General features: G+C 63.1%; 14 protein-coding genes. 5 read left to right on the top strand and 9 right to left on the bottom strand.

Going from position 1 to position 14,658, the window contains the following annotated elements:
* Positions 1–71: 71 nt before the first annotated feature.
* The 5 genes from carA to grpE form a co-directional block, all read right to left on the bottom strand.
* Entirely contained in the window at positions 72–1,208 is a 1,137-nt protein-coding gene (gene carA / locus G7026_RS18155) for a glutamine-hydrolyzing carbamoyl-phosphate synthase small subunit (protein ID WP_181072322.1), read from the bottom strand.
* 193 nt (positions 1,209–1,401) lie between these two features.
* Positions 1,402–2,208, bottom strand: coding sequence for a 4-hydroxy-tetrahydrodipicolinate reductase (gene dapB, locus G7026_RS18160; protein WP_181072323.1), 807 nt, complete (start codon positions 2,206–2,208; stop codon positions 1,402–1,404).
* Between the two features lie 62 nt (positions 2,209–2,270).
* Positions 2,271–3,398, bottom strand: a complete 1,128-nt coding sequence (gene dnaJ, locus G7026_RS18165) for a molecular chaperone DnaJ (RefSeq protein WP_181072324.1) — start codon at positions 3,396–3,398, stop codon at positions 2,271–2,273.
* A 170-nt stretch (positions 3,399–3,568) separates the two neighbouring features.
* Positions 3,569–5,479 (bottom strand): molecular chaperone DnaK, encoded by a 1,911-nt coding sequence (gene dnaK, locus G7026_RS18170; protein ID WP_181072325.1) that lies wholly within the window; start codon positions 5,477–5,479, stop codon positions 3,569–3,571.
* Positions 5,480–5,576: 97 nt separating this feature from the next.
* Positions 5,577–6,146, bottom strand: a complete 570-nt coding sequence (gene grpE, locus G7026_RS18175; RefSeq protein WP_181072326.1) for a nucleotide exchange factor GrpE — start codon at positions 6,144–6,146, stop codon at positions 5,577–5,579.
* 213 nt (positions 6,147–6,359) lie between these two features.
* Here grpE and recN point away from each other — a divergent pair, with 213 nt between their 5' ends.
* Complete coding sequence (gene recN / locus G7026_RS18180; RefSeq protein WP_181072327.1) at positions 6,360–8,033, top strand: DNA repair protein RecN; 1,674 nt, start codon at positions 6,360–6,362, stop codon at positions 8,031–8,033.
* Between the two features lie 55 nt (positions 8,034–8,088).
* Here the strand turns inward: recN and fur are convergent, their stop codons facing one another.
* A complete protein-coding gene (gene fur / locus G7026_RS18185) occupies positions 8,089–8,493 on the bottom strand; it encodes a ferric iron uptake transcriptional regulator (RefSeq protein ID WP_138409445.1) in 405 nt (134 codons plus the stop codon).
* 95 nt (positions 8,494–8,588) lie between these two features.
* Here fur and bamE point away from each other — a divergent pair, with 95 nt between their 5' ends.
* Positions 8,589–9,104 (top strand): outer membrane protein assembly factor BamE, encoded by a 516-nt coding sequence (bamE, locus tag G7026_RS18190; protein WP_181072328.1) that lies wholly within the window; start codon positions 8,589–8,591, stop codon positions 9,102–9,104.
* Between the two features lie 53 nt (positions 9,105–9,157).
* Here bamE and G7026_RS18195 read toward each other — a convergent pair whose 3' ends face one another.
* Positions 9,158–9,475 carry an RnfH family protein gene (locus tag G7026_RS18195; RefSeq protein WP_181072329.1) on the bottom strand — a complete coding sequence of 106 codons (318 nt, stop codon included), beginning with the start codon at positions 9,473–9,475 and terminating at the stop codon, positions 9,158–9,160.
* Positions 9,468–9,902, bottom strand: coding sequence for a type II toxin-antitoxin system RatA family toxin (locus G7026_RS18200; RefSeq protein ID WP_181072330.1), 435 nt, complete (start codon positions 9,900–9,902; stop codon positions 9,468–9,470). Before G7026_RS18200 ends, G7026_RS18195 begins: the two co-directional genes overlap by 8 nt.
* A 242-nt stretch (positions 9,903–10,144) precedes the next feature.
* Between G7026_RS18200 and smpB the strand changes: the two genes are divergently transcribed.
* Complete coding sequence (smpB, locus tag G7026_RS18205; protein WP_181072331.1) at positions 10,145–10,627, top strand: SsrA-binding protein SmpB; 483 nt, start codon at positions 10,145–10,147, stop codon at positions 10,625–10,627.
* 12 nt (positions 10,628–10,639) lie between these two features.
* Here the strand turns inward: smpB and G7026_RS18210 are convergent, their stop codons facing one another.
* The gene (locus G7026_RS18210; protein WP_181072332.1) at positions 10,640–11,443 is read right to left on the bottom strand and encodes a GntR family transcriptional regulator; all 804 of its coding nucleotides are present in this window, start codon (positions 11,441–11,443) and stop codon (positions 10,640–10,642) included.
* Between the two features lie 265 nt (positions 11,444–11,708).
* Between G7026_RS18210 and G7026_RS18215 the strand changes: the two genes are divergently transcribed.
* Positions 11,709–13,403, top strand: coding sequence for an L-lactate permease (locus G7026_RS18215; protein ID WP_181072333.1), 1,695 nt, complete (start codon positions 11,709–11,711; stop codon positions 13,401–13,403).
* Positions 13,404–13,491: 88 nt separating this feature from the next.
* A complete protein-coding gene (gene lldD / locus G7026_RS18220; RefSeq protein WP_181072334.1) occupies positions 13,492–14,646 on the top strand; it encodes an FMN-dependent L-lactate dehydrogenase LldD in 1,155 nt (384 codons plus the stop codon).
* Positions 14,647–14,658 lie beyond the last annotated feature (12 nt).

Consider the following 14,658-nt stretch of genomic DNA (forward strand, 5'->3'; position numbering starts at 1 on the left):
GAACTGCAAATGTTCTGTTCATCGCGCGTCGGCCTCGCCGCCGACACGCGTGTAGCGCCGGGCCGGTGAGTTCAGCGGCGCTGGGCCATGGCCTCGATGAAGCGGTCGAACAGGGGCGCCACATCGTGCGGCCCTGGACTGGCTTCAGGATGCCCCTGGAAGCTGAACGCGGCGCGGTCGGTCAACTCGATACCCTGCAGGGTGCCGTCGAACAGCGACTTATGGGTGGCCCGCACATTCGAGGGCAGGCTCGCCTCGTCTACCGCAAACCCATGGTTCTGGCTGGTGATCATCACCACGCCGGTCTTCAGATCCTGCACCGGGTGGTTGGCGCCGTGGTGTCCGTTGGGCATCTTGACGGTCCTCGCGCCAGCGGCAAGCGCCAGCAACTGATGACCGAGGCAGATGCCAAATACCGGAATTTCGGTTTTCAGCAGCTGCTGTATCGCCCGGATGGCGTAGTCGCACGGCTCAGGATCACCCGGGCCGTTGGCCAGCAGGATACCGTCAGGATTGAGCGCCAGCGCGTCTTCGGCTGTCGATTGCGCCGGCAGCACCGTCAGGCGGCACCCGCGCGCGACCAGCATGCGCAGGATGTTGTACTTGACGCCGTAGTCGAAGGCGACAACGTGGTAAGGCAGGTCGCCAGCCTCGATTTCTTCGTGCCGGTTGCTGCTCAGGCACCACACGCTCGAACGCCACTCATACGCTTCCTTGACACTGACCTCCTTGGCCAGGTCCATGCCCTTGAGGCCTGGAAACGCTCGCGCAGCTTCCAGCGCCGCTTCTTCGCTGACGTTGTCGCCGGCCAGGATGCAGCCGTTCTGGGCGCCTTTCTCGCGCAGAATGCGGGTCAGTCGACGCGTATCGATCCCGGCGATCGCAACGGTATTGTTGGCCTTCAGGTACTCGGGCAATGACTGCTGATTGCGCCAGTTGCTGGCTATCAAGGGCAGGTCGCGAATGACCAGCCCGGCGGACCAGACCTTGAAGGACTCGGCGTCCTCCGGGTTGGTGCCGGTATTGCCGATGTGCGGATAGGTCAGCGTAACGATCTGCTTTGCATAGGAAGGATCGGTAAGGATCTCCTGATAGCCGGTCATGGCGGTGTTGAACACCACCTCACCGGTGGTCTGGCCGTCGGCGCCGATGGATTCGCCGCGAAAGATGCTGCCGTCGGCAAGGGCGAGTATGGCTGGCTTAGTCAAGAGACCTCCGTAGATCAAGGCTGAAGCAGACGCAGATTGCAAAAAAGCGGGATGACGTGTGAAAGTCATCCCGCTTTTTATTTATTCGAGCCATTTCTGCGTAACTTTTAGTGGACACACTAAAGCGGGCAGCTTACAGAAAAACTCGTTTCCGGTCCAACCGAAATACAGGCAAACGCCAGATAACCGCCGTTTAGCGCAACCCCAGCACATCCTGCATATCGTAAAGCCCCGCTTGCTGGCCCTCCAGCCAGAGCGCAGCACGCACCGCGCCCTTGGCGAAGGTCATCCGGCTGGATGCCTTGTGAGTGATTTCAACGCGCTCGCCTTCGGCGGCGAACAGCACGGTGTGGTCTCCTACCACATCACCAGCACGCACCGTGGCGAAACCGATAGTCTCGCGAGCACGCGCCCCGGTCTGACCCTCGCGCCCATAGACGGCCACCTGCTCCAGGTCACGCCCGAGCGCCTGAGCGACGACTTCGCCCATGCGCAGGGCCGTACCGGAAGGCGCATCGACCTTGTGCCGATGATGGGCTTCGATGATTTCGATATCGACTTCGTCACCCAGCACCCGTGCCGCCGTATCGAGCAGCTTCAGGCAGAGGTTCACACCCACGCTGAAGTTGGCCGCGAAGACGATCGGGATCTCCTCGCCCGCCTCGGCCAGACGCCGCTTCTCATCGGCCGAAAAGCCGGTGGTTCCGATGACCATCGCCTTGCCGGCGCGACGGCACACCTCGAGATTCTTCAGGGTAACGGAGGGATGGGTGAAATCGATGAGCACGTCGAATTCGTCGACCGCCTTGCTCACGTCTCCGGTGAGCGGCACACCGAGACGTCCAATGGCGGCGAGTTCGCCCGCATCCGCCCCCACCAGAGTGCTATCGGGACGATCGATCGCCGCGGTCAGCCCAGCCGCGCCACCGGTCTGCTGGACCGCCTCGATCAAGATCTTGCCCATCCGGCCGGCGGCACCCATTACAGCTATACGTCGCATCAGATCAGCTCCATGGCCCGCCCAGGAGCCGCAGGCGCGACCCAGGGCGAGGCGTCTATCGATTACAGGTCACCGAAAAAGCGCTTCATGCCTTCGAACCAACCACTGGCCTTGGGCGAATGCGAGCTGTCGTTCTGCAACGAACGGCGAAATTCTTCGAGCAGCTCACGCTGGCGCTTGTCCAGGTTCACCGGCGTTTCCACCGCGACCCTGCACATCAGATCCCCTGCCGCGCCGCCACGCACCGGCGCCACGCCCTTGCCGCGCAAGCGGAACAGCTTGCCGGTCTGAGTGCCTTCCGGAATCTTCAGCTTGACCCTACCATCCAGAGTCGGCACCTCGAGCTCACCGCCCAACGCCGCGTCGGCGAAGCTGATCGGCACTTCGCAGTAGAGATGCTTGCCATCGCGCTGGAAGATCGGATGCTCGCGCACCGAAACCACCACGTAGAGATCGCCCGCCGGCCCGCCCTGAACCCCGGCTTCGCCTTCGCCGGACAACCGGATACGGTCGCCGGTATCCACACCAGCCGGCACCTTGACCGACAACGTCTTCTGCTCTTCGACGCGCCCCTGGCCATGGCAGCTGCCGCACGGGTCGGAAATCATCTTGCCACTGCCATGACAGCGCGGACAGGTCTGCTGTACCGAGAAGAAACCCTGCTGCATGCGCACCTGGCCAATGCCGCCACAGGTCGTACAAGTCACCGGACTGGAGCCCTTCTTCGCCCCGGAGCCATCGCAGGTCTTGCAGTTGACCAGGGTCGGCACGCGAATGGTCACCGAGGTGCCGCGTACCGCTTCCTCAAGGTCGAGCTCGAGGGTATAGCGAAGATCGCTGCCTCGCTGGGCGCCACCACGGCCATTGCCGCGCGCACCGCCGAAGAAGTCGCTGAAAACGTCCCCGAAGATGTCGGAGAAGTTGGCGCCGCCATAGGCACCAGCGCCGCCACCGCCCATCTGCGGGTCAACGCCAGCATGGCCGTACTGATCGTAAGCGGCGCGCTTGCCGGCATCGGAAAGCACTTCGTAGGCCTCGTTGGCCTCTTTGAATTTGTCCTCGGCGGCCTTGTCGCCCGGATTGCGGTCCGGGTGATGCTTCATGGCAAGGCGTCGATAGGCCTTTTTAAGCTCCGCTTCGCTGGCGCCGCGCTCGACCCCGAGCACTTCGTAGTAATCACGTTTGGCCATAACTTTCCTGAACCCTCAATTTCGTACCCTCCAGACGCGCCGACGCGGGAGCAAGCCCCCGCGCAGCGGTCGTGCCTGTGCGGGAACATCCCGCCACAAGCTGGAGCGACAGGCAGCGGCGCGTTTGTCAGCCGCTGCATTCCCCATCCCAAGGGGTCACAAGCCGTAGCTTACTTGTTGTCCTTGACCTCTTCGAACTCGGCGTCGACCACGTCGTCACCACCCTGCGCATCGTCGTTCTGCTGAGCATCGGCGCCCTGCGGCTGCTCGGCATACATCTTCTGCGCCAGCGGAGTGGACGCCTGGGAAACCGCAGCCATCTTGGCTTCGATCTCGGCCTTGTCGTCGCCCTTGATGGCGACTTCCAGCTCGCCGATGGCCTTCTCGATCGCCGCCTTCTCGTCAGCGGTGGCCTTGTCGCCCGCCTCGGTGATCATCTTGCGAGTGGCGTGAACCAGCTGATCGCCCTGGTTACGGGCACCGGCCAGCTCCTCGAACTTGCGGTCTTCCTCGGCGTTGGCCTCGGCGTCACGCACCATCTGCTCGATTTCTTCCTCGGACAGACCGGAGTTGGCCTTGATCACGATCGACTGTTGCTTGCCGGTGGCCTTGTCTTTGGCCGACACGTGCAGGATGCCGTTGGCGTCGATGTCGAAAGTCACTTCGATCTGCGGCACGCCACGTGGCGCTGGCGGAATCTCGGCCAGGTCGAAACGACCCAGCGACTTGTTCTGCCCGGCCTGCTTGCGCTCACCCTGCAGCACGTGAATGGTCACGGCGTTCTGGTTGTCGTCGGCAGTGGAGAACACCTGCGACTTCTTGGTCGGGATGGTGGTGTTCTTCTCGATCAGCGGCGTCATCACGCCACCCAGGGTTTCGATACCCAGGGTCAGCGGGCTGACGTCCAGCAGCAGCACGTCCTTGACGTCGCCGGCCAGTACCGCGCCCTGGATGGCAGCACCCATGGCCACGGCTTCGTCCGGGTTGACGTCCTTGCGCGCTTCCTTACCGAAGAAATCGGCGACACGCTTCTGCACCAGCGGCATGCGGGTCTGACCGCCGACCAGGATCACGTCGTCGATCTTGCCCACGTCGATACCGGCATCCTTCAGCGCGATGCGGCACGGCTCGATGGTGCGCTCGACCAGATCCTCGACCAGCGATTCCAGCTTGGCGCGGGAGATCTTCACGTTCAGGTGCTTCGGACCGGACGCGTCTGCGGTGATGTACGGCAGGTTAACGTCGGTCTGGGTGCTCGAGGACAACTCGATCTTGGCCTTCTCGGCCGCTTCCTTCAGACGCTGCATGGCCAGCGGATCGCCCTTGAGGTTGATCCCGCTTTCCTTCTTGAACTCGTCGACGAGGTAGTCGATCAGACGGATGTCGAAGTCCTCGCCACCAAGGAAGGTATCGCCGTTGGTGGCCAATACTTCGAACTGGTGCTCGCCATCGACCTCGGCGATCTCGATCACCGAAACGTCGAAGGTACCGCCGCCCAGGTCATAGACGATCACGGTGTGGTCGCCCTTGGCCTTGTCCATGCCATAGGCCAGCGCTGCCGCGGTCGGCTCGTTGATGATGCGCTTGACGTCCAGACCTGCGATGCGGCCAGCGTCCTTGGTGGCCTGGCGCTGGCTGTCGTTGAAGTAGGCCGGCACGGTGATGACCGCTTCGGTCACCGGCTCGCCGAGGTAATCTTCGGCGGTCTTCTTCATCTTCTTCAGCACTTCGGCGGAAATCTGCGGCGGCGCCATCTTCTGGCCCTTCACTTCCACCCAGGCGTCGCCGTTGTCGGCCTTGACGATGCTGTAGGGCACCATCTTGATGTCTTTCTGCACGACGTCTTCTTCGAAGCGGCGACCGATCAGGCGCTTGACTGCGTACAGAGTGTTCTGCGGATTGGTCACCGCCTGGCGCTTGGCCGACTGGCCCACCAGGGTCTCGCCGTCGTTGGTGTAGGCGATGATCGACGGGGTGGTACGGCCACCCTCGGCGTTCTCGATGACCTTGACGTTGCCGTTTTCAAGAATGGAGACGCAGGAGTTGGTCGTCCCCAGGTCGATTCCGATGATCTTGCCCATTTACTTTCTCCGAAAACCTTTGATTGTTCCGCGCCTGTCTACCGGCTGCGGTAATACAAAAACGCTTGACTTACAAATGGGGTCGCGACGGCGTATTTCAAGCCTTCTCGTCGATCGAAGGCGGGGTCTGTGCCGGGGCCTTGCTGACCACGACCATCGCCGGACGCAGCAGGCGGCCGTTGAGCATGTAACCCTTCTGGAACACCTTGAGCACGCTGCCCGGCTCGGCATGGGTGCTTTCTTCCATGGCCATCGCCTGGTGATGCTCGGGATTGAAGGGCTCGCCATGCGGGTCCAATGCAACCAGCTGATAACGGCCCAGGGTGTCGATCAGCAACTTGAGGGTCAGCTCGACGCCTTCGCGCATCGGCTTGATCGCCTCGTCGTCGGGGTTCGACAGCTCCAGACCGCGCTCCAGGCTGTCGACTACCGACAGCAGGTCACCGGCGAATTTCTCCAGGGCGAATTTGTGCGCCTTCTCGACATCCTGCTCGGCGCGCCGGCGGATGTTCTGCAGCTCGGCGGCAACGCGCAGGGACTGATCCTGCGCAGCGGCCAACTGCTCTTCAAGCGATTGAATCCGGGCCACCAGATCCTCGGTGACTTCCACTTCGGGATTTACTTTCACTTCAGGGGACGGATTGTCCAGATTCTGCTCGTCAGCCATGCGCTCCTCCTATCGATACGTCTGCGGGTAGCAACCCGCGCTTGTGCGGCTATATGGGGGCGCGATCAATGGCTTCAAGGGCTTTCCATTCATTAACCCTGCAGCACGTCGGGATAACTGGAATTCCCTGACAGACATCACGACCAGGCGCTTGCTGGCCTCGGCAAAACCACTGTATAAATAGCCAGCCATAACAACTTCGGGAGCCCCTCGATGCTCGTCCACCTGTCCGTGCACAACTACGCCATCGTCGAACACCTTGACCTCGAGCTTAAGCGCGGCATGAGCGTGATCACCGGGGAAACCGGCGCCGGCAAATCGATCATGCTCGACGCCCTGGGCCTGACGCTGGGCGACCGCGCCGACAGTGCCGTGGTGCGCCCAGGCGCCGACAAGGCCGACATCCTGGCGAGCTTCGATCTGGACGACATCCCCGACGCGCGCGCCTGGCTCGCCGAACGCGACCTCGAAACCGACGGCCCTTGCATCCTGCGGCGAGTGATTACCGCTGAAGGCCGCTCACGCGGCTACATCAATGGATCGCCCTGCCCGCAGGGCGATCTCAAGGCGCTAGGCGAATTGCTGATCGATATTCACAGCCAGCACGAGCACCAGTCCCTGCTCAAGCCCGACACCCACCGTCGACTGCTCGACGAGTACAGCGGCAGTCAGGATCTGGCACGCCAGGTCCAGCTTGCCGCGCAACGCTGGCGCCAGACCCGCCAGACCCTCGAGCGGCTGAGCAACAGCAGCGACGAACAGCGCGCTCGACACCAGTTGCTCAGCTACCAGCTGGAAGAGCTGGAAAACCTTGCCCTTGGCGAAAATGAACTCGAACAGCTGGAGCAGGAGCACAAGAACCTTGCCAATGCCGACCAGCTGCTCGGCGCCTGCCGCCAGGTGGTGGACCTGTGCAGCGAGAGCGATGCGGGCAACGTGCTGTCCGCCCTGACCATGAGCCTGCAGCGCCTGACCGTCTTCCAGAACCAGCCCGGTGCGCTCGGCGAAGCGGTCAACCTGCTGTCCAGCGCGCAGATCCAGGTGGAAGAGGCGATCGGAGAACTGAACCGCTTCCTCGATCACTTCGACGCCGACCCCGAACGCCAGCAGCTGCTCGAGGAGCGCCTCAACAACATCTATACCCTGGCGCGTAAGCACCGCGTGCAACCGCCCGAGCTCGGCGCACTGCAACAGCAACTGCTCGAAGAACTGGAAAGCCTGAACGCCGACGACGAAGCCGTGGAGCGGCTGACCGAAGAGCTGGCTGCCTATGCCCGCCACTATGAAGAGAAAGCTACCGAATTGAGCCGTATCCGCCAGGAAGCCGCAGGCCGCCTGGGCAGTGCAGTGGAGGCGGAAATCCAGCGCCTGGGAATGCCGGGCGGACGGCTATCGGTCGAACTGAAGTCGGCCGCCGAAGGCGAACTGCACCCCTATGGTCGAGAGCAGGTCGAGTTTCTCGTCAGCGCCAATCCGGGACAGCCGCTACGGCCACTGGCCAAAGTCGCGTCCGGCGGCGAACTGTCGCGGATTAGCCTGGCGATCCAGGTCATCACCGCACAGACCTCGCGCGTGCCGACCCTGATATTCGACGAAGTAGACGTCGGCATCGGCGGCCCGACCGCAGAGGTGGTCGGGCAATTGCTCCGCCGCCTGGGCGAGCGCGGGCAGGTCCTGACCGTGACCCACCTGCCGCAGGTGGCAGCACAGGGACACCATCACCTGTTCGTGCACAAGGCACGCGGCAGCGACGCAACACGAACCGCGGTGACGGACCTGGATGGGAATGCGCGCGTCGAGGAAATCGCCCGCATGCTCGGCGGTGTGGACCTTACCGAGCAGTCGATCGCCCACGCCCGCCAGATGGTGTCGTCCGCCCAGGCATAAGCGATTACGCAAATAAAAAGGCGACCCGAGGGTCGCCTTTTTTGATCGTGCCTGTTCAGGCTTTCTTACGCACGTACAGCACCAGGTTGTGATCGACCAGATCGAAGCCGTGACGGTTAACGATCTCCTTCTGCAGGTTTTCGATCTCCGAATCGAAGAATTCGATCACGTCGCCGGTATCGACGCAGACCATATGGTCATGATGGCCACTGTCAGCCAGTTCGAAGACCGCGTGGCCGCCATCGAAGTTATGTCGAACCACCAGGCCGGCCGCTTCGAACTGAGTGAGCACCCGATAAACCGTTGCCAGACCGACGTCTTCTCCGGCCTCCATCAACGCCTTGTAGACGTCTTCCGCGCTCATGTGGCGCTGCTCGGTGGTGTCGAGCATCTGTAGGATTTTGACCCGCGGCAAGGTCACTTTGAGGCCAGCTTTGCGTAGTTCGCTATTTTCAACCATGGTCGGCTTTCTCGCTGCTGCTGTTTCGCAGCCTCCTTCAATACAGGTATGATCCGGGCTCTTTGCCCAGCCAAGATAGTGGAAGTCACCCACCGATGCAAAACACCAAGCTCCTGCTCACCAGCCTGACTTTTGCAGGCCTGGTAGCACTCGCGGGTTGTTCATTTCCCGGCGTGTACAAGGTCGACATTCAACAGGGCAATGTCGTCACGCAAGACATGATAGACCAGTTGCGGCCTGGAATGACCCGACGCCAAGTGCGGTTTATCATGGGCAGCCCGCTGATCACGGACACCTTCCATGCCAACCGCTGGGACTATGTCTACAGCATCCAGCCAGGCGGCAGCCGTCGCCAGCAGGAGCGCATGAGCCTGATCTTCAGCGACAACGACCAACTGATCGGACTATCCGGGGACTTCGTACCCGGCGTGAGCCGGGACGAGGCGATCCTCGGCACCGATGGCAGCGCAGCGCCGGCGACCCAAGCGCCTTCGCAAGCCGAACCGGCTCCTGCACCAGGCTCGCTGGAAGAGCAGATCCAGCGCGAAGTCGACGAGGCCGAAGCCGTTCCGGTGCCCTCACCCGAGCCGCTCGATACCAACCCGCAGTAACCTGCGCACACAAAAAAGCCCGGCATTGTCCGGGCTTTTTCATATGAAGGACGTTAGCTCGCCTGCTGCGCCTTGCGTTTGGCCGCCTCGGCGGCCCGCTGCTTGCGGACTTCCTTCGGGTCTGCAACCAATGGACGATAGATTTCCACTCGCTCCCCCTCCTCCAGCACGCGCTCGTCGGGCTTGGCGACCGCCTTACCGAAAACACCAAGGGGCGCGGCCTGCAGGTCGAGACCGGGGAAATGCTGCTCCATCCCGGAGCGCAGGGCTGCTTCGCGAGCCGTGGTGCCCTCGGGCAGGCTCAAGCGCAGCAGCACCTGCCTGTCCGGCAATGCATAGACGACCTCGACGGCGATCGTCGCCTCAGCCATACAGCGCCTTGGCCCGCTCGCAGAAGGCATCCACCAGACTATTGGCCGCCTGGTTGAACAACGGCCCGAGTGTGGCCTTGACCAGCGGCCCGGCGTAATCGAAGGTCAGATCGAGGCTGATCTTGCAGGCTTTTTCCCCGAGCGCCTTGAACTCCCAGATACCGTGCAGGTGACTGAACGGCCCCTCCTCGAGGGTCATCTCGATGCGCTTGCCGAGCTCGAGATCGTTGCGCGTCATGAACCGCTGGCTAAGCCCCGCCTTGGCGACGGTCATGCTGGCCCGCATCTGCGTTTCGCTCTCCGACAGCACTTCGGTGGCAGAACACCAAGGCAGGAACTGCGGGTAGCTGGCCACGTCGTTGACCATGTCGAACAGTGCCTGTGCCGGATAAGGCAGCAAGGCCGAGCGCTGAATGTGAGTCGTCATCGATTGGAGTTGCTCTATTGCGTAGGCCAGAGGCCGGGACCAGCATGCAAACCGGTACGAACACATGCCCACCGCCGCTCCGGAGCATCGCCCCGGCACGCTGCAGGCCTGGAAAGGCGTTCATTGTCCGGGATTAGCCGCAGCCTCTCAAGTTCACCCTAGCTGGCCGGCCTGACCCGCCGGCATCTATTGCTCATCGCGTTATCGCCAGCCGCAGCGTCGCCCCTTATAATGCGCGGCCTATGGCCAAACAAAAGAAACAACCCTCCGGGACGATCGCGCTTAACAAGAAAGCGCTCCACGACTACTTCATCGAACAGAAATTCGAGGCAGGTCTTGCCTTGGCTGGCTGGGAGGTGAAGAGCCTACGCGCCGGCAAGGCGCAGCTGGTGGACAGCTATGTGCTGCTCAAGGATGGCGAAGCCTGGCTGCTCGGCAGCCACATCACGCCCCTGACCACCGCCAGCACCCACGTCATCGCCGATCCGACACGCACGCGCAAACTGCTGCTGCACAAGCGCGAGCTCGGCAAGCTGTTCGGCGCGGTGCAGCAGAAGGGCTATGCCTGCGTGGCGCTTTCGCTGTACTGGAAGAAGCACCTGATCAAGTGCGAAATCGCGCTCGCCAAGGGCAAGAAGGAATTCGACAAGCGCCACACCGAGAAGGAGCGCGACTCGGACCGCGAGATCCAGCGCGCCATGCGCACCAAGGGCAAGGAAGACTGACCGCAGCGCCAGTTACGGCCTGACCTGCTCGCCACGCCCGGCGCCCGGGGTCGCTCCGGTGCGACGCTGGGCACGGGCCAGTCGCTGCGCCTCCTGCTGCCCCTCCGCCAGCACTTCCTGCACATAGTGGATATGCCTGTTCGAGATCGTCCGGGCATCTTCCGCACGCCTCTCGATAATCGCCTCGAACAATTCTTTATGCTGGTTCATCAGCATGTCGCGGGTCTCGCTGCGTAGCGCGTACATGCCGCCGATATTGGTGACCACGTTGCGCTTGAGCAGGTCGAACAGACCACGAATCGTATGCAGCAGCACCGCATTGTGACTGGCCTCGGCGATGGCCAGATGAAAGGAGGCGTCGGCGACTCCCTCTTCAGCCCGTGTCACGGTACCGATGCGGGTATAGCAGTCCTGCAGCGCCTCGAATGCCACACGCAGCCGGCCATGATCAAGTTCGGTGGCGCGAAGCGCCGCGTAGTAAGCGCACGCCCCTTCGAGGGTGTGGCGAAACTCCAGCAGGTCGCGCTGGGCATCGGCGTTACTGCCCAGCAGCTGCAGCAGGGGATCGCTGAAGGTCGACCCCAGCGACTCGGCAACGAAGGTCCCACCGCCGTGCCGACTGACCACCAGACCCTTGGCTGCCAGCTTCTGCACCGCTTCGCGCAGCGAAGGGCGGGAGACGCCGAACTGCTCGGCCAGCGCACGCTCGGCCGGGAGCCGTTCGCCGGCCTTCAGCGTACCTTCGAGGATCATCGTCTCAAGCTGCATGACGATGTCGTCAGCCAGGCGCCGTTGTCGAACCACACCCACTTCCATCACTTCACCACTGGTAAGACCAATTTTTATTCAATCAAAGCCTAGCGACCGACACCCCTACTCAGCAAGCCGGACGCATACGACCAAAGTCTAATGAGGGCAGATTGACGCAACAGCAGCGCAGCTCTTAGGCTGACATCTCTTCGCTGTAAATTGGTCTTACCAATTTACAAGTTCCAACTATAAAAGAAGAAGAGACCCATGCCCCAACCGCCTCGCTCCCTGCTGTCGTATCGCCCACCGCTCCTGAACGCCGGGGGGAATGATGTCTAACGGCCTCCTCGCCCTCTTCGCCTTCTCGCCGATCCTGCTTGCCGCCATTTTGCTGATCGGCCTGCGCTGGCCTGCCAAGCGCGCCATGCCGCTGGTCTACCTGATCACCGCCGCCATCGCCCTGTTCGTCTGGGACATGAGCGTCAACCGCATCCTCGCCTCGACCCTGCAGGGCCTTGTGATCACCGCCGGAGTGCTGTGGATCATCTTCGGCGCCATCCTGCTGCTCAATACCCTCAAGCGCTCGGGCGGTATCAGTGCCATCCGCGCCGGGTTCGCCACCATCAGCCCGGACCGCCGCATCCAGGCCATCATCATCGCCTGGCTGTTCGGCTGCTTCATCGAAGGCGCGTCCGGCTGGGGCACCACCGCCGCCATCGCCGCGCCGCTGCTGGTGGCCATCGGCTTCCCGGCACTCGCGGCGGTGCTTATGGGCATGCTGGTCCAGAGCACGCCGGTGTCCTACGGCGCGGTGGGTACGCCCATCCTCATCGGCATCACCGGCGGCCTGGACACGGCTACGGTGGGGAGCGAGCTGGTCGCCCAGGGTTCGAGCTGGGACGCCTACCTGCAGCTGATTACCAGTGAAGTGGCGATCATCCATGCCATCGTCGGCACCCTGATGCCCTTCATCATGGCGGTGATGCTGACCCGATTCTTCGGCAAGGAACGCAGCTGGCGCGCCGCCTTCGACGTGCTGCCGTTCGCCCTGTTCGCCGGCCTCGCCTTCACCTTGCCCTACGCGGCCACCGGGGTCTTCCTCGGTCCCGAGTTCCCGTCGATGCTCGGCGGGCTGGTCGGCCTGGCGATCGTGACCACCGCGGCTCGTGCGGGCTTCCTCATGCCGAAGACCGTCTGGGACTTCCCGGAGCCCCACCAGTGGCCGAATGAATGGATGAGCACGGTAGAGATGAAGCTGGATGAGCTCACCAACAAGCCCATGAGCACCTTCAAGGCCTGGCTGCCCTACGTACTGGTCGGCGTGCTGCTGGTGATCACCCGCGTGTTCCCGCAGGTCGGCGAGCCGCTCAAGGCGGTGGTGCTGGTGTTCACCAACATCCTCGGGGAAGCGGGCATAAATGGTGATTTCATGCCGCTCTACCTGCCCGGCGGGATCATGGTGGCGGTCGCCATCGCCACGGTCTTTCTGCATGGCATGAAACCGAGCGAACTGCCCAAGGCGATCGGCGAGTCGAGCAAGGTGCTGGTGGGCGCCGGTTTCGTGCTGCTGTTCACCGTGCCGATGGTGCGCATCATGATCAACTCCGGCATCAACGCCGCGGAGCTGGCGAGCATGCCCATCACCATGGCCCGTTTCGTCGCCGACGCGGTCGGCCCGGTCTATCCGCTGCTGGCGCCGAGTATTGGCGCGCTGGGAGCTTTCCTCGCCGGCTCCAACACGGTGAGCAACATGATGCTCAGCCAGTTCCAGTTCGGCGTCGCGCAGAACCTCGGCATTTCCAGCGCGCTCATCGTCGCGGTGCAGGCGATCGGTGCCGCGGCGGGCAACATGGTGGCCATCCACAACGTGGTCGCCGCCTCGGCCACCGTGGGTCTGCTCGGCCGCGAGGGCATCACGCTGCGCAAGACCGTCTGGCCGATGCTGTACTACGTGCTGTTCACCGGCGTGATCGCGTTGATCGCCGTGTACTGGCTGGGGGTCAGCGACCCTCTGGTCAGCCATTGACCGCCGTCCGTCCCGACCTTCGCCGCGCCCGCGGGGCGAAGGTCATTCACCCCATCCCTTCAAGCGCTTCCGAACCGGTGTGCATCCAATGATCATTTCTGCCTCTACCGACTACCGTGCCGCTGCAAAACGCAAGCTTCCGCCCTTCCTGTTCCACTACATCGACGGCGGCGCCTATGCCGAATACACCATGCGCCGCAACGTCGACGACCTCAGCAGCGTGGCCCTGCGCCAGCGCGTGCTGCGCAACATGTCGGAGCTGACGCTGGAGACCAAGCTGTTCGACGAGACCCTGTCGATGCCGGTGGCGCTGGCCCCAGTCGGTCTCTGCGGCATGTTCGCCCGCCGCGGCGAGGTCCAGGCGGCCAAGGCCGCGGCGGCAAAGGGCATTCCCTTCACGCTGTCGACCGTGTCGGTCTGCCCGATCGAGGAAGTGGCACCGGCGATCAACCGCCCCATGTGGTTCCAGCTCTACGTGCTCAAGGACCGCGGCTTCATGAAGAACGCCCTGGAGCGCGCCAAGGCCGCCGGGGTCAAGACGCTGGTGTTCACCGTCGACATGCCCACCCCCGGCGCGCGCTACCGCGACGCCCACTCCGGCATGAGCGGCGAGCGCGCCGCCCTGCGCCGCATGCTGCAAGCCATGACCCACCCAGCCTGGGCCTGGGATGTCGGTCTGAAGGGCAAGCCGCACGACCTCGGCAACATCTCCACCTACCGCGGCCATCCGACCGGGCTGGAGGACTACATCGGCTGGTTGGCGAACAACTTCGACCCGTCCATTTCTTGGAAGGACCTAGAGTGGATCCGCGACTTCTGGGAAGGCCCGATGATCATCAAGGGCATCCTCGATGCGGACGACGCGCGCGACGCGGTGCGCTTCGGTGCCGATGGCATCGTCGTCTCCAACCACGGCGGCCGTCAGCTCGACGGCGTGCTCTCCAGCGCGCGGGCAATGCCGGAGATCGCCGACGCGGTCAAGGGTGACCTGAAGATTCTCGCCGACTCGGGCATCCGCACCGGTCTGGACGTGGTCCGCATGATCGCACTCGGTGCCGACACCGTGCTGCTCGGCCGTGCCTTCATCTACGCGCTGGCCACCGGCGGAGCCGCCGGGGTGACCAACCTGCTGAACCTGATCGAGAAGGAGATGCGCGTGGCCATGGTGCTCACCGGTGCCAAGTCCATCAGCGAAATCAGCCGCGATTCGCTGGTGCCACAGGCCGGCTCGGTCATCGGCTGAGCCTTTTCGCGC

The sequence above is a fragment of the Stutzerimonas azotifigens genome (genome assembly GCF_013522725.1).
GTDB lineage: Bacteria > Pseudomonadota > Gammaproteobacteria > Pseudomonadales > Pseudomonadaceae > Stutzerimonas > Stutzerimonas azotifigens_A.